The sequence below is a fragment of the Dryocola sp. LX212 genome, from assembly GCA_041504365.1.
In the GTDB taxonomy this organism is placed as follows: domain Bacteria; phylum Pseudomonadota; class Gammaproteobacteria; order Enterobacterales; family Enterobacteriaceae; genus Dryocola.
In genome coordinates this window covers 463842-485512 of sequence record CP167917.1, presented here as the reverse complement: position 1 = coordinate 485512, position 21671 = coordinate 463842, and the positions used below count along the sequence as shown (strand labels likewise).

At 54.8% G+C, this 21671-nt stretch carries 28 protein-coding genes; 18 read left to right on the top strand and 10 right to left on the bottom strand.

The window, feature by feature from the left end:
* Positions 1-17: 17 nt before the first annotated feature.
* On the bottom strand, positions 18-1427 hold the full coding sequence (gene uxaC, locus ACA108_02410; protein ID XEX96418.1) for a glucuronate isomerase: 1410 nt from the start codon (positions 1425-1427) through the stop codon (positions 18-20).
* Positions 1428-1909: 482 nt separating this feature from the next.
* On the opposite strand from uxaC, the gene ACA108_02405 reads away from it, so the two are divergent.
* From ACA108_02405 to ACA108_02355, 11 genes are all read left to right on the top strand, one after another.
* Positions 1910-3211 (top strand): MFS transporter, encoded by a 1302-nt coding sequence (locus ACA108_02405; protein ID XEX96417.1) that lies wholly within the window; start codon positions 1910-1912, stop codon positions 3209-3211.
* Positions 3212-3341: 130 nt separating this feature from the next.
* On the top strand, positions 3342-4118 hold the full coding sequence (gene exuR, locus ACA108_02400) for a transcriptional regulator ExuR (protein XEX96416.1): 777 nt from the start codon (positions 3342-3344) through the stop codon (positions 4116-4118).
* A gap of 329 nt (positions 4119-4447) precedes the next feature.
* On the top strand, positions 4448-5110 hold the full coding sequence (gene yqjA / locus ACA108_02395; GenBank protein ID XEX96415.1) for a DedA family general envelope maintenance protein YqjA: 663 nt from the start codon (positions 4448-4450) through the stop codon (positions 5108-5110).
* Between the two features lie 10 nt (positions 5111-5120).
* Positions 5121-5498, top strand: a complete 378-nt coding sequence (mzrA, locus tag ACA108_02390; GenBank protein XEX96414.1) for an EnvZ/OmpR regulon moderator MzrA — start codon at positions 5121-5123, stop codon at positions 5496-5498.
* Between the two features lie 171 nt (positions 5499-5669).
* On the top strand, positions 5670-6038 hold the full coding sequence (locus ACA108_02385; GenBank protein ID XEX96413.1) for a DUF1090 domain-containing protein: 369 nt from the start codon (positions 5670-5672) through the stop codon (positions 6036-6038).
* 36 nt (positions 6039-6074) lie between these two features.
* Positions 6075-6380 (top strand): YqjD family protein, encoded by a 306-nt coding sequence (locus tag ACA108_02380; protein ID XEX96412.1) that lies wholly within the window; start codon positions 6075-6077, stop codon positions 6378-6380.
* Between the two features lie 2 nt (positions 6381-6382).
* Positions 6383-6781, top strand: a complete 399-nt coding sequence (locus ACA108_02375; GenBank protein ID XEX96411.1) for a phage holin family protein — start codon at positions 6383-6385, stop codon at positions 6779-6781.
* A complete protein-coding gene (locus ACA108_02370; GenBank protein XEX96410.1) occupies positions 6778-7071 on the top strand; it encodes a YqjK-like family protein in 294 nt (97 codons plus the stop codon). The genes ACA108_02375 and ACA108_02370 overlap by 4 nt, the downstream gene beginning before the upstream one ends.
* A 207-nt stretch (positions 7072-7278) precedes the next feature.
* Positions 7279-7671: a DoxX family protein gene (locus ACA108_02365; GenBank protein ID XEX96409.1), complete on the top strand. Its 393-nt coding sequence runs from the start codon at positions 7279-7281 to the stop codon at positions 7669-7671.
* 76 nt (positions 7672-7747) lie between these two features.
* On the top strand, positions 7748-8740 hold the full coding sequence (locus ACA108_02360) for a glutathione S-transferase family protein (GenBank protein XEX96408.1): 993 nt from the start codon (positions 7748-7750) through the stop codon (positions 8738-8740).
* Between the two features lie 105 nt (positions 8741-8845).
* Complete coding sequence (locus ACA108_02355) at positions 8846-9229, top strand: DUF805 domain-containing protein (protein XEX96407.1); 384 nt, start codon at positions 8846-8848, stop codon at positions 9227-9229.
* An 84-nt stretch (positions 9230-9313) separates the two neighbouring features.
* Here the strand turns inward: ACA108_02355 and ACA108_02350 are convergent, their stop codons facing one another.
* Entirely contained in the window at positions 9314-10204 is an 891-nt protein-coding gene (locus ACA108_02350) for a LysR family transcriptional regulator (GenBank protein XEX96406.1), read from the bottom strand.
* Between the two features lie 106 nt (positions 10205-10310).
* Here ACA108_02350 and ACA108_02345 point away from each other — a divergent pair, with 106 nt between their 5' ends.
* Positions 10311-11012, top strand: coding sequence for a pirin family protein (locus tag ACA108_02345; protein ID XEX96405.1), 702 nt, complete (start codon positions 10311-10313; stop codon positions 11010-11012).
* Between the two features lie 2 nt (positions 11013-11014).
* Here ACA108_02345 and ACA108_02340 read toward each other — a convergent pair whose 3' ends face one another.
* The 8 genes from ACA108_02340 to mlaF all read right to left on the bottom strand — a co-directional run bounded on the left by ACA108_02340 (position 11015) and on the right by mlaF (position 17001).
* Positions 11015-12112, bottom strand: coding sequence for an AAA family ATPase (locus tag ACA108_02340; GenBank protein XEX96404.1), 1098 nt, complete (start codon positions 12110-12112; stop codon positions 11015-11017).
* Positions 12113-12197: 85 nt separating this feature from the next.
* Positions 12198-13466 (bottom strand): UDP-N-acetylglucosamine 1-carboxyvinyltransferase, encoded by a 1269-nt coding sequence (murA, locus tag ACA108_02335; GenBank protein XEX96403.1) that lies wholly within the window; start codon positions 13464-13466, stop codon positions 12198-12200.
* A gap of 52 nt (positions 13467-13518) precedes the next feature.
* Positions 13519-13773, bottom strand: a complete 255-nt coding sequence (gene ibaG, locus ACA108_02330) for a BolA family iron metabolism protein IbaG (protein ID XEX96402.1) — start codon at positions 13771-13773, stop codon at positions 13519-13521.
* Between the two features lie 123 nt (positions 13774-13896).
* Positions 13897-14202: a lipid asymmetry maintenance protein MlaB gene (gene mlaB, locus ACA108_02325; protein ID XEX96401.1), complete on the bottom strand. Its 306-nt coding sequence runs from the start codon at positions 14200-14202 to the stop codon at positions 13897-13899.
* A complete protein-coding gene (mlaC, locus tag ACA108_02320; GenBank protein ID XEX96400.1) occupies positions 14202-14834 on the bottom strand; it encodes a phospholipid-binding protein MlaC in 633 nt (210 codons plus the stop codon). Before mlaC ends, mlaB begins: the two co-directional genes overlap by 1 nt.
* 18 nt (positions 14835-14852) lie before the next feature.
* Positions 14853-15392 carry an outer membrane lipid asymmetry maintenance protein MlaD gene (gene mlaD / locus ACA108_02315; GenBank protein XEX96399.1) on the bottom strand — a complete coding sequence of 180 codons (540 nt, stop codon included), beginning with the start codon at positions 15390-15392 and terminating at the stop codon, positions 14853-14855.
* A gap of 4 nt (positions 15393-15396) precedes the next feature.
* Positions 15397-16179 carry a lipid asymmetry maintenance ABC transporter permease subunit MlaE gene (gene mlaE, locus ACA108_02310; GenBank protein ID XEX96398.1) on the bottom strand — a complete coding sequence of 261 codons (783 nt, stop codon included), beginning with the start codon at positions 16177-16179 and terminating at the stop codon, positions 15397-15399.
* A gap of 6 nt (positions 16180-16185) precedes the next feature.
* Positions 16186-17001, bottom strand: a complete 816-nt coding sequence (mlaF, locus tag ACA108_02305) for a phospholipid ABC transporter ATP-binding protein MlaF (protein ID XEX98004.1) — start codon at positions 16999-17001, stop codon at positions 16186-16188.
* 229 nt (positions 17002-17230) lie between these two features.
* Here mlaF and ACA108_02300 point away from each other — a divergent pair, with 229 nt between their 5' ends.
* The 6 genes from ACA108_02300 to lptB are packed head-to-tail and all read left to right on the top strand — an operon-like array spanning position 17231 to position 21633.
* Positions 17231-18208 carry a calcium/sodium antiporter gene (locus ACA108_02300; GenBank protein XEX96397.1) on the top strand — a complete coding sequence of 326 codons (978 nt, stop codon included), beginning with the start codon at positions 17231-17233 and terminating at the stop codon, positions 18206-18208.
* A gap of 16 nt (positions 18209-18224) precedes the next feature.
* Positions 18225-19211 (top strand): arabinose-5-phosphate isomerase KdsD, encoded by a 987-nt coding sequence (gene kdsD / locus ACA108_02295; protein ID XEX96396.1) that lies wholly within the window; start codon positions 18225-18227, stop codon positions 19209-19211.
* 16 nt (positions 19212-19227) lie between these two features.
* Positions 19228-19794, top strand: a complete 567-nt coding sequence (kdsC, locus tag ACA108_02290; protein XEX96395.1) for a 3-deoxy-manno-octulosonate-8-phosphatase KdsC — start codon at positions 19228-19230, stop codon at positions 19792-19794.
* Positions 19791-20366 (top strand): LPS export ABC transporter periplasmic protein LptC, encoded by a 576-nt coding sequence (gene lptC / locus ACA108_02285; protein XEX96394.1) that lies wholly within the window; start codon positions 19791-19793, stop codon positions 20364-20366. The genes kdsC and lptC overlap by 4 nt, the downstream gene beginning before the upstream one ends.
* Entirely contained in the window at positions 20335-20901 is a 567-nt protein-coding gene (lptA, locus tag ACA108_02280) for a lipopolysaccharide ABC transporter substrate-binding protein LptA (GenBank protein ID XEX96393.1), read from the top strand. Before lptC ends, lptA begins: the two co-directional genes overlap by 32 nt.
* A 6-nt stretch (positions 20902-20907) precedes the next feature.
* On the top strand, positions 20908-21633 hold the full coding sequence (gene lptB, locus ACA108_02275) for an LPS export ABC transporter ATP-binding protein (protein ID XEX96392.1): 726 nt from the start codon (positions 20908-20910) through the stop codon (positions 21631-21633).
* Positions 21634-21671 lie beyond the last annotated feature (38 nt).

Here is a 21671-nt window from a genome sequence, read left to right as displayed (position 1 = left end):
ATCAGCCTCGGTCCCGACTAGTTCAGTTCAATGCCGAAGTATTCTTTGGCATTGTTAAAGCAGATGTTTTTCACCATGCCGCCCAGCAGCTGAATGTCCGCTGGTGCTTCGCCCGCGGCAACCCAGCGGCCAATCATCTGGCACAGTATGCGGCGGAAGTATTCATGGCGGGTGTAAGACAGGAAGCTGCGGCTGTCGGTCAGCATGCCGACAAAGCGGCTCAGCAGGCCGAGCTGCGCGAGCTGGGTCATCTGGCGCTCCATGCCGTCTTTCTGATCGTTAAACCACCAGCCGGAGCCAAACTGCATCTTGCCCGGCATCCCCTCGCCCTGGAAGTTACCGACCATGGTGCCGATCACTTCGTTATCGCGCGGGTTCAGGCAGTAAAGGATGGTTTTTGGCAGTTCGTTGTTTTCATTCTGCTTGCTCAGCAAGCGGGAAAGTTCGATCGCCAGCGGGCGGTCGTTGATGGAGTCAAAGCCCACGTCCGCGCCCAGCAGTTTGAACTGGCGCTGGTTGTTATTGCGCAGCGCGCCGATGTGGTACTGCTGCACCCAGCCGCGACGGCTGTACTGTGACCCCAGCCAGACCAGAACTGCAGTTTTGAACTGCGCGACTTCGTATTCGCTCAGCTCGTTTCCAGCGAGGCGGCTTGCCAGGATACCGTCCAGCGTGGCTTCGTCCGCTTCGGCAAACAGCACAACGTCCAGCGCGTGGTCGGACACTTTACAGCCGTGGGCGGCGAAGTGGTCCAGACGTTTGTTCAGCGCCGTCAGCAGATCGCTGAAGCGACGAATGTCGGTGTCGGAGACTTCCGCCAGCTTGTTCATGTAGTCGGCAAAGGTTGCCTGCTCGATGTTAAACGCTTTGTCCGGGCGCCAGCTTGGCAGCACTTTCACGTCGAAGCCGTCTTCGGCAATCTGACGGTGGTAGCGCAGATCGTCGATCGGATCGTCGGTCGTACCCGCCATCTTCACGTTCATCTGCTTCATGATGCCGCGTGCGCTGAAGGCCTCCTGCGCCAGCAGGTCGTTGCACTCATTCCAGATTTCATCGGCGGTAGCAGGCGAAAGCAGTTTTCCTGTGATGCCGAACGGACGGCGCAGTTCAAGGTGGGTCCAGTGGTAGAGCGGGTTACCGATGCAGTGCGGCACGGTGGCAGCCCATGCATCAAACTTTTCGCGGTCGCTGGCATCGCCGGTACACAGGCGCTCAGCAACGCCGTTGGTACGCATGGCGCGCCATTTGTAATGATCGCCTTTTAGCCAGATGTCATACAGGTTTTTAAAACGGTAGTCCCCGGCAACCTGCTGCGGCGGAAGGTGGCAGTGATAGTCAAAAATCGGCTCATCTTTCGCGTAGTCATGATACAGACGACGGGCGAATTCGGTATCCAGAAGAAAATCTTCAGTCATAAACGGGGTCATGGTAGGGATTCCTCAGTACATAGCAGTTCGATGCTTGCGCATAATGATGTCAAAGTTATCACACCAATTTGCCCGGACGGAGCGGATTTTTGTGGGATCTATCACAAAAACCATACTTTTATTGTTAATACTCTGTACAAAATCAGCCCAAAACCCGCATCAATGCTGGCTCACAAGCCGCCCCTGCCCTGAAATAGCTAAAAAACTTTTTTGTGATGTCACTCAACTTTTAAAGCTGTATGACAAGTTATCTTGCAGCCGTCGCAATACCTCTTAATAGGGACAGATTAAGACGCGGGCAAAAGAGCCGCGCACAGCGGAAAGGAGACCGGGTTTGCCAAAGGCACTTTTTATTTCTGGCAGGGTACGGGTCTTATCGGGTAGCACCCCGGCATGTACCCCTTTAATAAGACTCACGTTCAGGCACGAGCCTGACGTCAGCCGCGCTCGCGGGGCTGCAAAAAGACGGGATGAGGATCGAAATGCGAAAGATTAAAGGCTTGCGCTGGTACATGATTGCACTGGTTACGCTGGGTACGGTGCTGGGCTATCTGACTCGTAACACCGTGGCGGCTGCCGCACCGACTCTGATGGAGGAGCTGCACATTTCGACGCAGCAATATTCCTATATTATCGCGGCCTATTCGGCATGCTATACCATCATGCAGCCCGTTGCGGGCTACGTGCTTGACGTTCTGGGTACCAAAATTGGCTATGCTTTCTTCGCCATCGCCTGGGCGATTTTCTGCGGTGCGACCGCACTGGCTGGAAGCTGGGGTGGCCTGGCCGTTGCCCGTGGTGCGGTAGGGGCTGCGGAAGCGGCAATGATCCCGGCGGGTCTGAAAGCCAGCAGCGAATGGTTCCCGGCGAAAGAGCGCTCCATCGCGGTGGGGTACTTTAACGTGGGTTCTTCAATCGGTGCGATGGTTGCGCCACCGCTGGTGGTGTGGGCCATCCTGATGCACAGCTGGCAGATGGCGTTTATTATCTCCGGCGTACTGAGCTTCGCCTGGGCCATGGCGTGGCTGATTTTCTACAAGCACCCACGCGATCAGAAGAAGCTGACCGAAGAAGAACGCGAGTACATCATTGGCGGTCAGGAAGCTCATCACCAGACCAACAACAGCAAGAAAATGTCCGCCTGGCAGATCGTGCAGAACCGCCAGTTCTGGGGTATTGCCCTGCCGCGCTTCCTGGCAGAACCGGCCTGGGGTACCTTCAACGCCTGGATCCCGCTGTTTATGTTCAAGGTGTATGGCTTTGATTTAAAACACATCGCCATGTTTGCCTGGATGCCAATGCTGTTCGCCGATCTCGGCTGCATTCTTGGCGGCTACCTGCCACCGCTATTCCAGCGCTGGTTCGGCGTAAATCTCATCGTTTCCCGCAAGATGGTGGTAACCATGGGCGCTGTACTGATGATTGGTCCAGGCACCATTGGCCTGTTCACCAGTCCGTATGCGGCTATTGCGCTGCTGTGCGTGGGGGGTTTTGCTCACCAGGCACTTTCCGGCGCGCTGATTACCCTTTCTTCTGACGTGTTCGGTCGTAATGAAGTGGCAACGGCAAACGGTCTGACAGGCATGGCAGCATGGACTGCGAGTACTCTGTTTGCGCTGGTCGTTGGCGCGCTGGCGGATACGCTGGGCTTCAGCCCGCTGTTCGCTGCTCTGGCCGTCTTCGATCTGCTCGGCGCACTGGTTATCTGGACCGTGCTGAAGAACCAGCCGATTAGCGAACTCAATACGCCGTCAAAAACGGGGCCAGCCGTTCCTCAGTCGTGATTATTGATCGTTCTCTCAAAAGCCGCCGAAAGGCGGCTTTTGCATTTTTGAGCATGGGGACAAAGTAGAGCGAATATCAGAAAAGTGGTATAACAGATCATGTCACTTGCCGTATCCCCCGGAGCCTTAAATGGAAGTCATGGAACCCCGCCGCCTGTATCAGCAGCTGGCCGCTGAGCTAAAACACCGCATTGAAAGCGGCGTCTATCACGTGGGTGAAAAACTCCCCGCCGAACGCTTTATCGCTGAGGAAAAGAACGTCAGCCGCACGGTGGTGCGCGAAGCGATAATCATGCTGGAAGTAGAAGGCTATGTCGAAGTTCGTAAAGGCTCCGGCATTCACGTTATCTCGAACCAGGCGAAGCACACCGCAATCCCCGATGAACGTTTCGAATTTGCCAGCTTCGGGCCTTTTGAGCTGCTGCAGGCACGCCAGCTTATCGAAAGTAACATTGCCGAATTTGCCGCCACCCAGGTGACCAAGCAGGATATTGTGAAGCTGATGGAAATTCAGGAGATGGCCCGCAAAGAGATGAGCTTCCGGGATTCAGAGTGGGATTTGCATTTTCATATTCAGGTTGCCCTTGCCTCGCAGAACAGCGCGCTGGCGGCCATCGTGGAAAAAATGTGGAGCCAGCGTATCCATAACCCGTACTGGCAGAAGCTCCATGAACACATTGATATGCGCACGGTGGATAACTGGTGCGACGACCACGACAATATTCTTAAAGCGTTGATCCGCAAAGACCCGCACGCGGCTAAGCTTGCCATGTGGCAGCATCTTGAAAACACGAAGCAAATGCTGTTTAACGCCACCAGCGACGATTTCGAATTTAACGCTGACCGCTACCTGTTTGCGGAAAATCCTGTCGTTCATCTGGAAACGGCGTCAAACGGTCAAAAATAGTCATTTCACCCGGCGGGGGTAAGCAAACCAACCAATAGTGTCAGCGTTTGTAAATACCCTCGCCAGCCCCCTCCCCGGTAAGCAAAATCAATCCTCAATAAACCACAAATTGTCTGACGCTTTACCCGTGGCTTTGTTACAATTAGATGCAATTTCACAGCCCCTGAAGCGCTTTGTCTTCCAGCGGTTAATTCGCTCACACAAGGAGCGGTGGCGAGTGACCTGAGCGGGCTGTTTTGCAGGCGGCTAAATAAAATCAACTCCAGTGCCGCTTTATTATCCGACCCGATTCATACCGGCGACCTTAATCGATGTGCCAGGAACACTGAATGGAACTTTTGACCCAACTGCTTAACGCTCTGTGGAGCCAGGATTTCGAAACGCTCGCCAATCCCGGGATGATCGGCATGCTCTATTTTGTCCTGTTCATGATCCTCTTTCTTGAAAATGGTTTATTGCCCGCCGCTTTCCTGCCGGGCGACAGCCTGCTGGTGCTGGTTGGCGTCCTGATTGCCAAAGGGGCAATGGGCTTCCCGCAAACCGTTTTATTATTGACTACCGCCGCCAGCCTCGGCTGCTGGCTGAGTTATATTCAGGGCCGCTGGCTGGGTAATACGCGTATCGTACAGAACTGGCTTTCGCATCTGCCGGCCCATTATCACCAGCGGGCGCACAACCTTTTCCATAAACACGGCCTCTCCGCCCTGCTAATCGGCAGATTTATTGCGTTTGTCCGCACATTATTACCCACTATTGCCGGAATCTCGGGTCTGAGTAATGCCCGCTTCCAGTTCTTTAACTGGATGAGCGGCCTGCTGTGGGTGTTAATTCTCACCTCCCTGGGCTACCTGCTGGGTAAAACGCCGGTATTCCTGAAATATGAAGATGCATTGATGTCCTGCCTGATGCTGCTGCCCGTCGTACTGCTGGTGTTTGGCCTGATCGGTTCGTTAATTGTGCTTTGGCGTAAGAAATACGGTAACCGCGGTTAGAGGGATAACGATGAAACCAGAATTACTGCGTCGCCTGCGGGCGGCGTTACTGATCGCCGGGCTATTCGCGAGCGTACTGCTCGTGTGGTCCGGTATGCAGCGAACAGAGTCCACCCTGCAAATCAGCAGTAACCAGCAGGGTATCAGCATGCCGGACGGTTTTTTTGTCTGGCATCACCTGGATGCTAACGGCATCCGCTTTAAAAGCATCACTCCGGAAAACAACTCGCTGTTGATTAAGTTTGATTCCAGCGCGCAAAGCGAAGCCGCTAAAGCAGTGCTCTATAAGACGCTGCCCCATGGCTATGTTATTGCCCAGCAGGAAGATAACGACAGCGCCAGCAGCTGGCTCTCCCGCCTGCGTAATCACGGCGACCGCATCGGCTGAAGCGGTTGAATATTCTTAATTCATGGTCAAAAAATTGGGTTTTTGTCCGCTTTTTGACTATGCTTAAGTTGGATTTAATCGCGCTAAATCAGCGTCTTTAATCAGCATTTTTGGACATAGGCAACCGCAGTTTTGCGGACATGCCCGATTTCACAATGGAAGGTCACAACCATGAATTATCGTACCGTACTGGCTATTGCTCTCTTATCCCTGACGTCTGCAACTCAGGCTGCTTCTTTATGCAGCGAAAAAGAGGCGGATATTCAGCGTGAAATTGGCTATGCGGAAAAGCATCAGAACCAGCATCGTATTGACGGGCTGAATAAAGCGCTGAAAGAAGTTCGCGCGAACTGTACGGACAGCAGCCTGCGTGCCGAGCACCAGAAGAAAATCGACGAACAAAAAGAAGAGATCGCTGAACGTAAAGCGGATCTTCAGGAAGCCCGCCAGAAAGGCGACGCGAACAAGATCACCAAACGTGAAGAAAAACTGTCTGAAGCGGAACATGAGCTAAAAGATCTCGAAGCTCGCGATTACTAGCATCGAAGGACCAACCTCAAACACCTGGAGAGAACCATGTCAAAAGATACTACATCAGAACATTTGCGCGCTGAGTTGAAATCCCTGGCAGATACGCTCGAAGAGGTGCTTAGCGCATCGTCGGACAAATCGAAATCCGAGCTGGAAAAGCTTCGCGGTAAGGCAGAAAAAGCGCTTAAAGAGAGCCGTTCACGCCTGGGCGACACCAGCGATGTGATTGCCAAACAAACGCGCGAGGCGGCGGCGAAAGCTGACGACTACGTGCGTGAAAATCCATGGACTGGCGTAGGTATTGGTGCGGCGATTGGCGTCGTGCTGGGCGTTCTGATGACGCGACGCTAATTATGGCTGAATCTCGTCAACCTCAAGGGCCGGGTAAAGGCGTCCTCGGTATCGGTCAGCGTCTGGTCACCATCCTCGTCGGGATGGTAGAAACACGCGTTCGTCTGGCAGTCGTGGAACTTGAAGAGGAGAAAGCCCATCTCGTTCAGCTGCTGCTGATGCTTGGCTTAACCATGCTGTTTGCCGCCTTTGGGCTGATGAGTCTGATGGTGCTGGTTATCTGGGCCGTTGATCCGCAGTATCGTCTGAACGCCATGATCGCGACCACCGTTGTGCTGCTGGCTCTGGCGTTGATAGGTGGTGTCTGGACGCTTTATAAATCGCGTCAGTCAACCCTGCTACGCCATACGCGCCGCGAGCTTGAGAACGACCGTGAGCTGCTGGAGGACGATAAGTCATGAGCGACCGCGAACGTGACAAGCGTAAAGCGTTGTTGCTGAGTCGCATTCAGCAGCAAAGGCTGGATCTGAGCGCGGGCAAACGCGACTGGCTGGAGGCAACCGGCGCTTACGATCGCGGCTGGCTGACCATAATGAGCCTGCGCAGCTATGCCATTATCGCCAGCAGCGTGATGGCCATCTGGAGCGTTCGACACCCCAGCTTCCTGATGCGCTGGGGCAGACGCGGCTTCGGGGCCTGGAGCGCCTGGCGGCTGATCCGCAATACGGTTCAGCAGCAAACTCATCATTGATCGTACCGCCCTTCGGGGCGGTATTTTTTTAACTGTCACTCTTGCTCAATATATTTGAAGAACAATGACAGTATTCCTTGCTAACAATCTTTTTTCGCCCCGTCTATTATCCTCTCCATCGACAGCGACCGCCGGTAACCACCGGAAATAGCTAAGACATAAATCGCCGGGCCGATAGCACCCGAATAAAAAACGTAGGAGAATAAAATGAAAAAATTAGATGATGCTGGTGTTCTGTTAGCACGTATCCTGATGCCAGTTCTGTTTATCGTGGCGGGCTGGGGAAAAATTACAGGCTATGCTGGCACCCAGCAATACATGGACTCCATGGGCGTTCCGGGCTTCCTGCTGCCGCTGACCATTTTGCTTGAATTCGGCGGCGGCCTGGCGATTCTTTTCGGTTTCCTGACCCGCACCACGGCGCTGATCACCGCGGTCTTCACCCTGCTGACGGCGTTCCTGTTCCACAGCGACTTCGCTCAGGGTGCGAACTCCATTATGTTTATGAAGAACTTCACCATTGCGGGCGGTTACCTGCTGCTGGCAGTCTTCGGCCCGGGCGCGTACAGCATTGACCGCGTGCTGAATAAAAAGTGGTAAGCGATCTATACTGAATCAATGAAAGCGAAGGCTAATCCCTTCGCTTTTTTTATATCTGCATGACGAGGAGAAAAGCATGGGACAGTTAATTGACGGCGTCTGGCACGACGTGTGGTACGACACTAAATCTACCGGCGGCAGCTTTAAGCGCTCTGAGTCAGCCTTCCGTAACTGGCTGACCGCCAACGGCGAAGCCGGTCCTTCCGGAAAAGAGGGGTTCGCCGCGGAGAAAGGGCGCTATCATCTTTATGTTTCTCTCGCCTGCCCATGGGCGCACCGCACCCTGATTATGCGCGCGCTGAAGGGCCTGGAGTCGTTTATTTCGGTGTCGGTCGTCAGTCCGCTGATGTTTGAAAACGGCTGGACGTTCGACGACGATTTCCCGGACGCCACCGGCGACGGGCTTTATCAGCACGACTATCTCTATCAGCTTTATCTGCAGGCCGACCCGCACTATTCCGGGCGCGTGACCGTTCCCGTGCTGTGGGATAAGAAAACGCAGACCGTGGTCAGCAACGAGTCAGCTGAAATCATCCGCATGCTCAATTCCGCTTTTGACGCACAGGGCGCGCGGGCAGGGGATTACTATCCACCGGAGCTGCGCGGCCAGATTGACGAGCTGAACGGCTGGATTTACGACACGGTTAACAACGGCGTATATAAAGCCGGTTTCGCCACTTCCCAGGAAGCCTATGACGAAGCGGTCGTTAAAGTTTTTGAGTCCCTGGCGCGCCTTGAGCAGATCCTTGATAAGCATCGCTATCTGACGGGCAATACCTTAACCGAAGCAGATATCCGCCTGTGGACCACGCTGGTGCGCTTCGATCCGGTGTATGTCACCCACTTCAAGTGCGATAAGCACCGTATCAGCGACTATCCAAATCTTTATGGCTTCCTGCGCGACATCTATCAGATGCCTGGCGTGGCAGAAACCGTTAACTTCCCGCACATCCGCAGCCACTATTACCGCAGCCACAAGACCATCAACCCGACCGGGATTATCTCCATAGGCCCCGCGCAGGATTTGAACGAGCCGCACGGTCGCGACGTCCGGTTTAGCAAAGGTTGATAACATTCATCATTCATATGATTTACGCATAATCCATTCACGGCTATTCTTGAAGAGATCGCTTACAGATCAAGTGATTGACCGACTACTCAAGGCAGGCCGCAAATGGATTGGTATTTCAAAGTTTTAAGAAACTATGTTGGCTTTCGCGGACGTGCGCGCCGCAAAGAATACTGGATGTTTATTCTCGTCAACCTGGTGTTGACCGGGGTTCTGAGCACTCTGGATAAAATGCTGGGGCTGAAAATCGCCGCCGATGAAGGGATGCTCACCACGATTTACGGTTTGCTGATCATGTTACCGTCTTGGGCCGTTCAGTTCCGCCGCCTGCACGATACCGATCGTTCAGCATGGTGGCTGCTGCTGGTGCTGATCCCAATTATCGGCTGGATCGTGATCCTGATTTTCAACTGTCAGAACGGCACGCCGGGCGAGAACCGCTTTGGCAGCGATCCTAAGCAGATGGATGCAAGGTTGGTGAGCGACTGAGGATTGCTGGCGGATGACGCTTTGTTCATCCGCCCTAAAGGTTCACAATATGCAGTGTGGATAAATGAAGGCGTCTTCCAGCTTTTATTTCAGAAGCTTAGGTATCTCGCGCAGGCACCACGCTTTCGCTTCCCCCATGCTGTCACGCCGCCACGCCATAATTATATCAATTTCCCTGATGTACTCCGGGCTGACCACGCGTAAGCGCCCTTCAGCGATATCCTGCTCCACCAGCGGGTACGGCATGGTCGCCACGCCCAGGCCCGCCAGCAGCGCCAGACGTTTATCTGCCATCGAGCTGACGGTTAAACGCGGCTGCTTATCCAGAAGCTGAACGGTTAACACAGGCCGTTCGCGGGCCGTATCCGCCACCGCAATGCCGCGATACTTCACGCGGGTGACTTCGGACAGCGGTTCTGGCTCGCTGTGGATAGGGTGATCCGGTGCGGCGACATACACGCTCATCACCGAATAGAGCTTGCGCGAGTTGATCTCTGAGGACGAACGGAAGTGCATATCTGGGGCAATGACGATATCTGCCCTGCCCTGCTCAAGCCGCTCCCATGCTCCTGCCAGCACTTCCGTGATCACGGAAAGCTGGGTATCCGCCTTCTGCGCGAGCTTATCGACAAGCGGGAACAGTTTGACGGAGGGGATCAGGGCTTCTGTGACAATCGTCAGATGGGTTTCCCAGCCGCGCGCCAGCGCCTCTGCGTCAGTCGTGAGTTTGTCCGCCGCTTCCAGCAGGACGCGCCCGCGCTCCAGCAGCATTCGTCCGACGTTGGTGAATTTGGTGCGATGGCCAGAGCGGTCAAACAGCACAACATCCAGTTCTTCTTCTAATTTTTGCATGGTGTAGCTAAGGGCTGACGGTACACGTCCCAGCTCGTCCGCAGCGGCGGCAAAGCTGCCACGACGGTCGATCGCGTCCATCACCCTCAGTGCCTCAAGCGTCAATGCTCTCTCTTTAGCCATCTCGTTCTCATTCAGGAAATTTGAACATAGCGAGCAGATTAACTGGCTAACAATGCACCGTCCAGACCTTTACCATGGGTTGAGTGTAAAAAGAGGTCAAAATATTATGATTACGCCAAGAACCGCCAAACAATGTGGGAATGCGGACTACGGATGGCTGCAGGCTCGCTATACGTTCTCCTTCGGTCACTACTTCGACCCCAAATTGCTGGGCTATGCCTCCTTGCGCGTTCTCAACCAGGAAGTGCTGGCACCGGGGGCTTCTTTCCAGCCGCGGACCTACCCGAAAGTAGACATTTTAAATCTGATTCTGGAAGGTGAAGCCGAATACCGCGACAGTGAAGGTAACCACGTACAGGCAAAAGCGGGGGAAGCCCTGCTGCTTTCCACCCAGCCGGACGTCAGCTACAGCGAGCACAACCTCAGCAAAGAACGTTCGCTGACGCGCCTGCAAATCTGGCTGGACGCCTGCCCTGAAAGGGAGAATCCTCAGGTACAGAAGCTGACAATTGCGGACCAGGCCCAGCAGCTGCTTGCCTCGCCAGACGGCAGTCAGGGTAGCCTTCAGCTTCGCCAGCAGGTCTGGCTGCACCATATCGAGCTGCAGAAAGGGGAACAGCTCAGCTTCCAGCTGCACGGCCCAAGGGCCTATCTGCAATCCATTCACGGTACCGTTCACGCCGTAACGCATACCAAAGAGCAGGAAGGATTGGCCTGCGGCGACGGTGCGTTTATCCGCGACGAGGCAAACATCACGTTGGTTGCCGACTCGCCGCTGCGCGCGCTGCTGATCGACCTGCCGGTTTAACATTACGTCAGCCGGTTTACCCGCGTTTCACCGTTTTCGATGCCCAGTTCGTAAAGCGTAAATGCCGTGTGTTTCTCGATAAGCTGCGCCAGCTCGCGGGAGTGGCTGGTCAGCCAGATTTGCGTATATCGGCTGGCTTCGGCGATTAAACGCGCCAGGGCCGGAAGCATCTGCGGATGAAGGCTGTTTTCCGGCTCGTTGAGGGCAATGAAACCCGGCGGGCGCGGGCTTAGCAACGCCACGGCCAGGCACAGGAAGCGCAACGTCCCGTCGGAAAATTCGGCCGACTCAAGCGGACGGTTGATTCCCCGACGGTTCATCATCATCTGGAAGCGGCCAGTGCCGTTATCGCAGAAAAAAGCGCACTCCGGGAAAGCTTCTTCCAGCACCGTAAACAGCAGATCGCTGTCCCCTATTTCCACAATCGTCTGAAACGCCGCCGCCAGGTTTAATCCATCGCCGCTGAGTATCGGTGAACGATAGCCAACCTGCGGCAATCGCAGGCCGGCCCCCTTCGAGATATCAAACTCATGATAAAAGCGCCAGTTGCGCAGCGTTTCCCGCGCGCTCGAGACTTCAGGGTAGAGATGCGGTTCACCGAGCTGGCCGAACAGCGATTCATTTTCATAGAGCGTGGCGGCGTGGGTGATCTTTTCACCGTTAACATTATTTAGGAATACCGTCTGGTTACGCCGCTGCATGATGCTGGACGAAGGGCGGCGTAGAAAACCACTTAGCCAGATCTGCTCTTCTTTAACAATAGGATCGAGGCCGAACATGGTCGGATAAGGCAGCTTCTCCGGAAAGCCGACCTGCAGTTCATATTCGAAGCTGTCCGTCTCTACGCCAAGCGTGACGCGACGGGGCGAGCTGGCGTAGCCCTTTGCACGATCCCCGGCCCACATCGCCTTATGAATACCGCCCTCGTCGGATAACCAGTGCGACAGCTCCCCGGTGGCCGCCCCGTGGATCAGATGAATTGCCTTATAGATATTGGATTTACCGCAGCCGTTTGGCCCGAATACGACGTTAAGACGTTCCAGATCGATGGAGAGTTTGCGGACGGAGCGGTAGTTGTCGATATAAAGGGATTTAATCATCGCGATAGCTGTTCTGAAGTTCTGCTTTGATTATGGCAAAAAAAAACCGGGGATTGATAAACCCCCGGTCTCTTAGACTGCGAAATTATTCGCCGCCGCTGCCTTTCACGCGTTCGATATTCGCACCCAGCGCCTGAAGCTTGGCTTCAATGCACTCATAGCCGCGATCGATGTGGTAGATACGGTCAACGATGGTTGTTCCTTCAGCGATACAACCCGCCAGCACCAGGCTTGCGGAAGCACGTAAATCCGTCGCCATGACCTGCGCGCCGGACAGTTTTTCGGTGCCGTGGCAGATAACGGTGTTGCTTTCGATTTCAGCGTGCGCACCCATACGAATCAGTTCCGGCACGTGCATGAAGCGGTTTTCGAAGATGGTTTCGGTGATCACACCGGTCCCTTCCGCAACAAGGTTCAGCAATGTGAACTGGGCCTGCATATCGGTCGGGAACCCCGGGTGCGGCGCAGTACGGAAAGTGACGGCTTTCGGGCGCTTACCGTGCATATCCAGACTAATCCAGTCTTCGCCTATCTCAATGTCGGCACCTGCTTCACGCAGCTTCGCCAGCACGGCATCAAGCGTGTCCGGCTGTGCTTTATGACAAACGATTTTTCCGCGGGAGATAGCAGCCGCGATCAGGAAAGTACCGGTTTCGATACGGTCTGGCAGTACGCGGTAAACGCCGCCGCCCAGCCGCTTAACGCCTTCGATAGTAATACGGTCGCTGCCTGCGCCGGTGATTTTTGCACCCAACGTATTCAGGAAGTTTGCGGTATCAACGATTTCCGGCTCGCGCGCGGCATTTTCGATGATGGTGGTGCCTTCAGCGAGTGTTGCTGCGCTCATGATGGTAACGGTGGCGCCAACGCTCACTTTATCCATCACGATGTGCGCCCCCTTCAGGCGGCCATTTACGGAAGCTTTAACGTAACCTTCTTCCAGTTTGATTTCTGCACCCAGCTGTTCCAGACCGGTAATGTGTAAATCAACCGGACGCGCGCCGATAGCGCAGCCGCCGGGCAGAGAAACCTGGCCCTGGCCGAAACGTGCAACCAAAGGACCCAAAGCCCAGATAGAAGCACGCATGGTTTTCACCAGATCGTACGGCGCACAGAAGATGTTCACCTGGCTTGCGTCAATGAAGACGGAGCCGTTGCGCTCAACTTTGGTGCCCAGCTGGCTGAGCAGCTTCATGGTAGTGTCGATGTCTTTCAGCTTAGGGACGTTCTGGATCTCAACCGGCTCTTCCGCCAGCAGGGCGGCGAACAGGATCGGCAGCGCGGCGTTCTTCGCCCCGCCGATGGTGACTTCACCGCTTAGCTGAGTGGGACCTTGTACACGAAATTTATCCATTGCAAAAATTCTCTATTGAATTCAAGTATTACAACCCGCTATGGCGAATTGCTCAAAGACCATTTAGCTTGCGATCGCGGGCCCACTCCTGGGGAGTAAAGGTTTTGATCGACACGGCGTGAATACGGTTATCGGCGATGAGTTCCATCAGCGGCGCATAGACCGTTTGCTGTTTTTTCACGCGACTTAACTCGCCGAACAGCTCTCCCACCGCAATCACCTGAAAGTGGCTACCGTCGCCGGTGACGTGAACTTCCTGGAGGGGCAGCGCGTTCATCAGCACTGTCTGAATTTCATGATTTTCCATGGGATATATATTCGTCGGTTAGTGAATTAGCCACACATCTTAGAGGAAAGTGGCGTCAGCTTAAATAAGCAAAAAGCCCCCGGGTCGGGCAGACCTGAGGGCGCGGGGAGTAACGCTATGAAATTATTGGTTTGCAAAGGCAGGCAGCAGGCCTTGCGGCAGGTTATAAAGTTGCACCAGCGTTTGCAGCTTGTCGCTGGCACCGTGCAGCATGACCTCATTACCCTGCATGCGGGCCTGGGCAATCAAATGGATGAGCAGGGCAACCCCTGCGGTATCCACCCGAGATAAATCTGAAAGATCGAGCGACTGCACGCTGCCCATCACTTTATGACGATCTGCCCACAGCGTCTGGACCGTTTCGCTGTCCAGCTCACCAGCAAGCCTCAGCGTACTGCCCTCACGGGTCCAGCTCAGCTGTTCGCTCATTACTTTTTGTTTTCCAGGGTGATCGGCTGCTGTGAGATAGACTTCAGCTGCGCGGTCAGGCCTTCGATACCTTTGGTACGCAGAATATCGCTCCACTCATTTTGCTTGGTGGTGATCATGCTGACGCCTTCGGCAATCATGTCGAACGCCTGCCAGTTACCGGTCTGACTGTTCTTACGCCACTGGAAGTCCAGGCGCACCGGCGGGCGGCCGTTTGGATCGATGATGGTTACGCGGATAGGGATGATGGTCGCATCGCCAAGCGGCTTTTCCGGGGCAATTTGATAAGACTGGCCGTTATACATTGCCAGCGCCTGACCGTAGGCCTGTTTCAGGTACTCTTCGAACGCCTTAAAATAGGCGTCACGTTGTGCCGGGGTCGCATCTTTGTAGTAGCGGCCTAACACCAGCGCACCGGCGTATTTGATTTGCACGTATGGCAGCAGCTCCTGGCCCACGATATCGCGCAGATAGTTCGGATTCTGGCGAATTTTCGGCTGCTCGGTTTTCAGACGATCGAAGGTTTTCTGCGCCGCTTCGTTCATCAGCTTATAAGGATTAGTCTGGTCTGCCGACGCCATAGCGAACGGTGCAATCACCAGCATGGCGATCATCACAAAACGTTTAAACATAATAACTTTCCTCGTTGATTAGTTCGTGGTGTCTGGCTGCGCTGAAGCTGCCTCAGGCTGCCCGGTATCCCCGGATTTCTTTTCGTCACCGTTCCCGCTCTTGTACAGGAACTGGCCGATCAGATCTTCGAGAACTAAGGCTGATTTGGTGTCCTGAATGGTGCCCCCGTCTTTAAGGATAGACGAGCCGAGTTCCGGGTCGTCAAAACCCAAGTTCAGCGCCAGGAACTGCTCCCCCAGCAGGCCAGAGGTCCTGATCGCCAGCGAGCTAGTATCGGGAATGTGGTTGTAGCGTTGTTCAATTTCCATGGTTACGCGGGGAAGATAGGTCTTCTCATCAAGCGCGATGCTTTCAACACGCCCGATAACCACGCCGCCCAGACGAACCGGGGAACCGGTATTCAGGCCGCCAATATTGTCGAAGGTCGCATAGACGCGATAAGTCGGCTCGCTGCGTAACGAGGTGACATTCGCCACTTTCAGACACAGGAAGATAATGGCCACCAGCGCCACAATCAGAAACGCCCCCACTCCAGTTTCAAATTTCTTAGTTTGCATGAACTCAATTCCCAAACATCAGTGCTGTGAGCACAAAATCAAGGCCAAGAACGGCCAGTGAAGCATGCACAACGGTACGTGTCGTTGCCCGGCTTATCCCTGCGGACGTCGGAATAGCATCGTAACCATTAAATAACGCAATCCACGTTACGGTAATGGCAAACACCACGCTTTTAATGACACAGTTAAGTAAATCGAGACGCCAGTTAACGGCGTTCTGCATCGCGGACCAGAAGAAACCGGCATCAATGCCCTTCCAGTTAACCCCGACCAACGCGCCGCCCCAGACGCCCACCGCGACAAAAATCAGCGTCAACAGCGGCAGAGAGATAACGCCCGCCCAGAAGCGCGGGGAGACGACCCGCCTGAGGGGGTCAACGGCCATCATCTCCATGCTGGAGAGCTGCTCGGTGGCTTTCATCAGGCCGATTTCTGCGGTCAGCGCCGATCCTGCCCGTCCGGCAAACAGCAGCGCGGCAACGACCGGCCCCAGCTCGCGGAGCAGAGAGAGCGCCACCAGCATGCCCAGGCTAGACTCAGCACTGTAGGTGGTGAGTACCAGATAACCCTGTAAACCCAGAACCATACCGATAAACAGGCCGGAGACGACGATAATCACCAGCGAGAGCACGCCAACGTTATAGAGCTGGCGCACCAGCAGCGGCGCGTGTTTACGGAATTCCGGTTTCCCAACCACGGCGTTAAAGAGCATCAACCCGGCACGCCCGAACGACGCACAGGTTTTTAAGCCTCGCCGCCCGAACGATGCCAGTGCATTAAAGAGCATAGTCCGCTAACTCCCTGTTTCAGATAATAGATCGGATTGGTAATCCGCCGCTGGATAGCGGAATGGCACCGGCCCGTCCGCTATCCCGTCGAGGAACTGACGCACTCGAGGCTCCGTGTTGTCGCGAAGCGTTTCCGGGCTGCCCTCGGCCACGATGTGCTGGTCGGCAACGATATAGGCGTAGTCGGCAATGCTCAGCACTTCCGGCACGTCGTGGGAGACCACGATGCAGGTAACGCCTAAGGCGCTGTTTAGTTCTGAGATGAGTTTTACCAGCACGCCCATGGTGATAGGATCCTGGCCGACGAAAGGCTCGTCAAACATGATCAGGTCTGGCTCAAGCGCAATCGCACGGGCAAGCGCGGCGCGGCGGGCCATACCGCCGGACAGTTCAGACGGCATTAAATTCGCAGCGCCCCGTAGTCCAACAGCCTCAAGCTTCATCATGACCGTACTGCGCAGCAGCGGCTCCGGCAGACGACGATGTTCGCGCAGCGGGTAAGCGACATTTTCAAAGACGTTGAGATCGGTAAACAGCGCACCGGACTGGAACAGCATGCTCATGCGTTTACGCACGGTGAACAGGCGCGAGCGCGACATCTCCGGCACGTTTTCACCGTCGAAGAGAATTTCGCCGCGTTCAGGGGCGATTTGCCCGCCAATCAGGCGCAGCAGCGTTGTTTTCCCTATGCCGGATGGGCCCATAATGGCAGTGATCTTGCCTCGCGGCACGGTCAGCGAAATGTTGTCGAATATCTGTCGACTCCCCCGTGAGAAACTCACTCCGCGAATGTCGACCAGATTCGCCTCTGTCTGGCTCATCATCCTTCCTTTTAAAGAGTGTATGGGTAAAGCCTGATGCTAAACGCAGTGGAAACCCATTATTTATACAGAATATTACCCGCTGCGATTAGCGAAAGCTGGCATTTGTTTTACTTTTAGGGCGCTTAAAGTCAGAATTGAGGATTACTGTATACCCTTCAGATCTGCGCGCCCCGCCGGATATTTTCAGGCCCAGGACCGGCGATTATACCTGAATAAAGGATTTTGCATGCTGTTAGCTACGGCTCTGTTAATTATCGGTTTACTTCTGGTGGTCTATGGTGCCGACCGTCTGGTGTTTGCCGCTTCTATACTTTGCCGCAATTTGGGAATTCCGCCCCTGATTATTGGTATGACCGTCGTCAGCATCGGGACGTCCCTTCCGGAGATGATCGTTGCAGGCTCGGCAGCCCTGCACGGCCAGCTGGATCTGGCGGTTGGCACGGCGATAGGGTCGAATATCACTAATATTATGCTGATTCTGGGGCTGGCGGCGCTCCTGCACCCTTTTACCGTCAATTCCGATATCCTGCGCCGCGAATTGCCCCTAATGTTAGTCTTCAGCGGCATTGTGGGTTTTCTTCTTTACGATAATAATTTGAGCAGGCTAAACGGCGCGCTGCTTATCGCGACGGCGGTGCTCTATTTGCTGTTTATCGTTAAGCTGGCGCGGCTGGCTGAAAAGCAGGGGCACGACAGCCTGACCAGAGAGCAAATAGCCGAGCTCCCCAGGGAGGGTAGCCTGTCCGTAGCATTTCTGTGGCTCGCCGTGGCGCTGATTATTTTGCCAATGGCGACGCGCATGGTTATCGATAACGCCACCGTGCTGGCCAATTTCTTTGGCGTGAGCGAGCTGGTCATCGGCCTGACGGTGATAGCCATCGGTACCAGCCTGCCGGAACTGGCCACCACCATTGCCGGTGCGCGTAAAGGCGAAGATGACATTGCTATTGGTAGTATCATCGGGTCGAATATATTTAATATTGTGTTCGTGCTGGGCATCCCGGCGCTCATCGCCCCGGGCGATATTGACCCGCTGGCCTTTGCCCGTGACTACTGGGTGATGTTAGCGGTTAGTGCCATTTTCGCCCTGCTTTGCTGGCGTAAGCCACGCTCTATCGGCAAGGCGGCAGGCGCTCTGTTAACATGTGCCTTTATCGTATGGATCGTGATGCTGTGGTTTTTGGCCTCACCAGTCGTTGGATAAATCGGAAACGGAAAATATGTCACACATAGCACTACAGCCGGGCTTTGACTTTCAACAGGCGGGAAAAGACGTCCTTAATATTGAACGTGAAGGTCTGGCGCAGCTCGATCAGTACATCAACGCTGATTTCTCTGCCGCCTGCGAAAAGATTTTCTACTGCCCCGGCAAAGTCGTCGTGATGGGCATGGGCAAATCTGGCCATATCGGCAAAAAAATGGCGGCGACATTTGCCAGCACCGGGACGCCTGCGTTCTTTGTTCATCCAGGTGAGGCGAGCCACGGCGATCTGGGTATGGTTTCTCCTCAGGACGTGGTGATTGCCATATCCAACTCCGGTGAATCTAACGAAATTCTCGCGCTGATCCCCGTGCTGAAACGTCTTCAGGTGCCGCTAATCTGCATGACTGGCCGCCCTGAGAGTGCCATGGGCCGCGCGGCGGATATTCATCTGTGCATTAAAGTGCCACAGGAAGCCTGCCCGCTTGGTCTGGCACCGACCACCAGCACCACGGCGACGCTGGTTATGGGCGATGCCCTGGCGGTGGCGTTGCTGAAAGCGCGCGGCTTTACGCAGGAAGATTTTGCTCTCTCTCATCCGGGCGGCGCGCTGGGGCGTAAACTGTTACTGCGCGTCAACGATATCATGCACACTGGCGACGAAATTCCCCACGTAAGCAAAGACGCAACCCTGCGTGATGCGCTGCTGGAGATCACCCGTAAAAATATGGGCATGACAGTGATCTGCAACGACCTGATGAAGATCGAAGGGATTTTCACCGATGGTGACCTGCGCCGCGTCTTCGATATGGGTGTCGACTTGCACACCCTGAACATCGCCGACGTAATGACCACAGGCGGTATCCGGGTGCGCCCGGGAACGCTTGCCGTCGATGCCCTCAACCTGATGCAGTCCCGCCATATCACCTCTGTGCTGGTCGCCGATGGCGACCAGCTGATTGGTGTGGTACATATGCATGACATGCTGCGCGCAGGCGTGGTTTAACAAAGGATTAGAATGAATGAGTAACCCTGAAGCGTCACTCGATACCTGCTATGGGCCAGTGAGTGCGCGCGTGATGGAGCGGGCAGCAAACGTGCGCTTGCTCATACTGGATGTGGACGGCGTCATGTCCGACGGCCTGATCTACATGGGCAACAGCGGCGAAGAGCTGAAGGCCTTTAACGTGCGGGATGGCTACGGCATCCGCTGCGCCCTCACTTCCAGTATTGAAGTCGCTATTATTACCGGTCGTAAGGCGAAGCTCCTTGAAGACCGCTGCGAGACGTTAGGCATTACCCATCTTTATCAGGGACAATCCGATAAGCTGCTGGCTTTTCGTGACCTGTTGGCTAAACTCGCGCTCTCGCCTGAACAGGTAGCCTATGTCGGTGACGACCTTATCGACTGGCCGGTAATGGCGGAAGTGGGGCTGAGCGTGGCGGTTGCCGATGCCCATCCCCTGCTCATTCCCCGCGCGGATTACGTAACCCGCATTTCGGGCGGACGCGGCGCGGTGCGTGAAGTCTGCGACCTGCTGTTACTGGCACAAGGAAAGCTTGATGAAGCCAAAGGGCTGTCCATATGAGTAAAACCAGGCGTTGGGTTATTATCCTGTTGTCGCTTGTAGCGCTGGTGCTGATTGGTGTTAACCTGGTGGACAAAGACGACGTCACCGCACCGACTGTAGCCACCAACGAGCCGACTTACCAGAGCGAGCACTCCTCTACGGTTGTCTACAACCCTGAAGGGGCGCTGAATTATCGTCTGATTGCCGCGCACGTCGAGTACTTCTCCGACACGGCTATTTCGTGGTTCACGAAGCCGGTAATGACGCAGTACGATGAAAATAAAGTGGCAACCTGGTCATTAACTGCAGATCGCGCCAAACTAACCAATGACAGGATGCTTTATCTGTACGGGAACGTCGTGCTGACAGCCCTGACGCCGGATTCCCAGTTACGTAAAATTACCACAGACAACGCGCAGGTTAACTTAATCACTCAGGATGTCGCCTCTGATGATTTGGTGACGCTGTATGGCACGAGCTTTAACTCCAGCGGCATGAAAATGCGCGGAAACTTACGCAGCAAAAACGCCGAGCTGATTGAAAAGGTTAGAACATCCTATGAAATCCAGAATAAACAAACTAAGCCTTAGTTTAGCCCTGAGCAGTACACTTTTGGCCGCCAGCTTTTCGGCCTTTGCGCTGACCGGTGATACCGAGCAGCCCATTCACATTGAATCTGACCAGCAGTCTCTGGATATGCAGGGCAACGTCGTCACCTTCACCGGTAACGTCATCGTCACGCAGGGCAGCATCAAGATTAACGCCGACAAGGTTGTGGTCACCCGTCCGGGCGGCGAGCAGGGCAAAGAAGTGATTGACGGCTTCGGTAAGCCCGCCACGTTTTACCAGATGCAGGACAGCGGCAAGCCGGTTAAGGGCCACGCCTCTACCATGCATTACGAACTGCAAAACGACTTTGTGGTGCTGACGGGCGATGCGTTCCTTGAGCAGCTCGACAGTAATATCAAAGGCGACAAAATTACCTATCTCGTGAAAGAGCAGAAAATGCAGGCCTTCAGCGAGAAAGGCAAGCGCGTGACCACCGTTCTGGTGCCTTCACAGCTGCAGAAAAAAGACGGCAAGGCGGCCCAGGCGCCCGCTCCGGCCCCTAAAAAGAGTAACTAATTCGTTATGGCAACTTTAATTGCGAAGAACCTCGCCAAGGCCTATAAAGGCCGCCGCGTGGTGGAAGACGTTAGCCTGACTGTAAAATCAGGTGAAATTGTCGGCCTGCTCGGCCCGAACGGTGCGGGGAAAACCACGACGTTTTATATGGTTGTAGGTATCGTGCCGCGCGACGCGGGTAACATCATCATTGATGACGAAGATATCAGTATGCTGCCGCTGCACGCTCGAGCACGCCGCGGCATCGGCTATCTTCCGCAGGAAGCGTCTATTTTCCGCCGCCTGAGCGTGTTTGATAACCTGATGGCCGTTCTGCAAATCCGGGACGATCTGACCAGCGAACAGCGCGATGACCGTGCGAACGAGCTGATGGAAGAGTTCCACATTGAACATCTGCGCAATAACCTCGGCCAGTCCCTGTCCGGCGGTGAGCGCCGTCGTGTGGAAATCGCCCGCGCGCTGGCCGCTAACCCAAAATTTATTCTGCTGGATGAACCTTTTGCCGGCGTTGACCCAATTTCCGTTATCGACATCAAGCGAATCATCGAGCATTTACGCGACAGCGGCCTCGGTGTGCTGATAACTGACCACAACGTACGTGAAACCCTCGCGGTTTGTGAACGCGCTTACATCGTCAGCCAGGGCCATTTAATCGCCCACGGCACGCCGGGTGAAATCCTTGAGGACGAGCATGTTAAGCGCGTCTATCTGGGCGAAGAGTTCAGACTCTGATAGGGTAGGACGCATACACCTAAACATGTGGGGAAGTT

Bases quoted from the DNA above. Each gene is read 5' to 3' on its own strand.
- ACA108_02365 (XEX96409.1), top strand. From the start codon at position 7,279: ATGAAAAAATTAGATGATGCTGGTGTTCTGTTAGCACGTATCCTGATG.
- kdsC (XEX96395.1), top strand. From the start codon at position 19,228: ATGAGTAACCCTGAAGCGTCACTCGATACCTGCTATGGGCCAGTGAGT.
- uxaC (XEX96418.1), bottom strand. From the start codon at position 1,427: ATGACCCCGTTTATGACTGAAGATTTTCTTCTGGATACCGAATTCGCC.
- mlaC (XEX96400.1), bottom strand. From the start codon at position 14,834: ATGTTTAAACGTTTTGTGATGATCGCCATGCTGGTGATTGCACCGTTC.
- mlaE (XEX96398.1), bottom strand. From the start codon at position 16,179: ATGCTCTTTAATGCACTGGCATCGTTCGGGCGGCGAGGCTTAAAAACC.
- mlaD (XEX96399.1), bottom strand. From the start codon at position 15,392: ATGCAAACTAAGAAATTTGAAACTGGAGTGGGGGCGTTTCTGATTGTG.
- ACA108_02360 (XEX96408.1), top strand. From the start codon at position 7,748: ATGGGACAGTTAATTGACGGCGTCTGGCACGACGTGTGGTACGACACT.
- mlaF (XEX98004.1), bottom strand. From the start codon at position 17,001: ATGAGCCAGACAGAGGCGAATCTGGTCGACATTCGCGGAGTGAGTTTC.
- ACA108_02345 (XEX96405.1), top strand. From the start codon at position 10,311: ATGATTACGCCAAGAACCGCCAAACAATGTGGGAATGCGGACTACGGA.
- ACA108_02300 (XEX96397.1), top strand. From the start codon at position 17,231: ATGCTGTTAGCTACGGCTCTGTTAATTATCGGTTTACTTCTGGTGGTC.
- exuR (XEX96416.1), top strand. From the start codon at position 3,342: ATGGAAGTCATGGAACCCCGCCGCCTGTATCAGCAGCTGGCCGCTGAG.
- ACA108_02355 (XEX96407.1), top strand. From the start codon at position 8,846: ATGGATTGGTATTTCAAAGTTTTAAGAAACTATGTTGGCTTTCGCGGA.
- lptB (XEX96392.1), top strand. From the start codon at position 20,908: ATGGCAACTTTAATTGCGAAGAACCTCGCCAAGGCCTATAAAGGCCGC.
- lptC (XEX96394.1), top strand. From the start codon at position 19,791: ATGAGTAAAACCAGGCGTTGGGTTATTATCCTGTTGTCGCTTGTAGCG.
- ACA108_02340 (XEX96404.1), bottom strand. From the start codon at position 12,112: ATGATTAAATCCCTTTATATCGACAACTACCGCTCCGTCCGCAAACTC.
- ACA108_02370 (XEX96410.1), top strand. From the start codon at position 6,778: ATGAGCGACCGCGAACGTGACAAGCGTAAAGCGTTGTTGCTGAGTCGC.
- ACA108_02385 (XEX96413.1), top strand. From the start codon at position 5,670: ATGAATTATCGTACCGTACTGGCTATTGCTCTCTTATCCCTGACGTCT.
- yqjA (XEX96415.1), top strand. From the start codon at position 4,448: ATGGAACTTTTGACCCAACTGCTTAACGCTCTGTGGAGCCAGGATTTC.
- mlaB (XEX96401.1), bottom strand. From the start codon at position 14,202: ATGAGCGAACAGCTGAGCTGGACCCGTGAGGGCAGTACGCTGAGGCTT.
- kdsD (XEX96396.1), top strand. From the start codon at position 18,225: ATGTCACACATAGCACTACAGCCGGGCTTTGACTTTCAACAGGCGGGA.
- ACA108_02350 (XEX96406.1), bottom strand. From the start codon at position 10,204: ATGGCTAAAGAGAGAGCATTGACGCTTGAGGCACTGAGGGTGATGGAC.
- mzrA (XEX96414.1), top strand. From the start codon at position 5,121: ATGAAACCAGAATTACTGCGTCGCCTGCGGGCGGCGTTACTGATCGCC.
- ACA108_02380 (XEX96412.1), top strand. From the start codon at position 6,075: ATGTCAAAAGATACTACATCAGAACATTTGCGCGCTGAGTTGAAATCC.
- ACA108_02375 (XEX96411.1), top strand. From the start codon at position 6,383: ATGGCTGAATCTCGTCAACCTCAAGGGCCGGGTAAAGGCGTCCTCGGT.
- ibaG (XEX96402.1), bottom strand. From the start codon at position 13,773: ATGGAAAATCATGAAATTCAGACAGTGCTGATGAACGCGCTGCCCCTC.
- lptA (XEX96393.1), top strand. From the start codon at position 20,335: ATGAAATCCAGAATAAACAAACTAAGCCTTAGTTTAGCCCTGAGCAGT.
- murA (XEX96403.1), bottom strand. From the start codon at position 13,466: ATGGATAAATTTCGTGTACAAGGTCCCACTCAGCTAAGCGGTGAAGTC.
- ACA108_02405 (XEX96417.1), top strand. From the start codon at position 1,910: ATGCGAAAGATTAAAGGCTTGCGCTGGTACATGATTGCACTGGTTACG.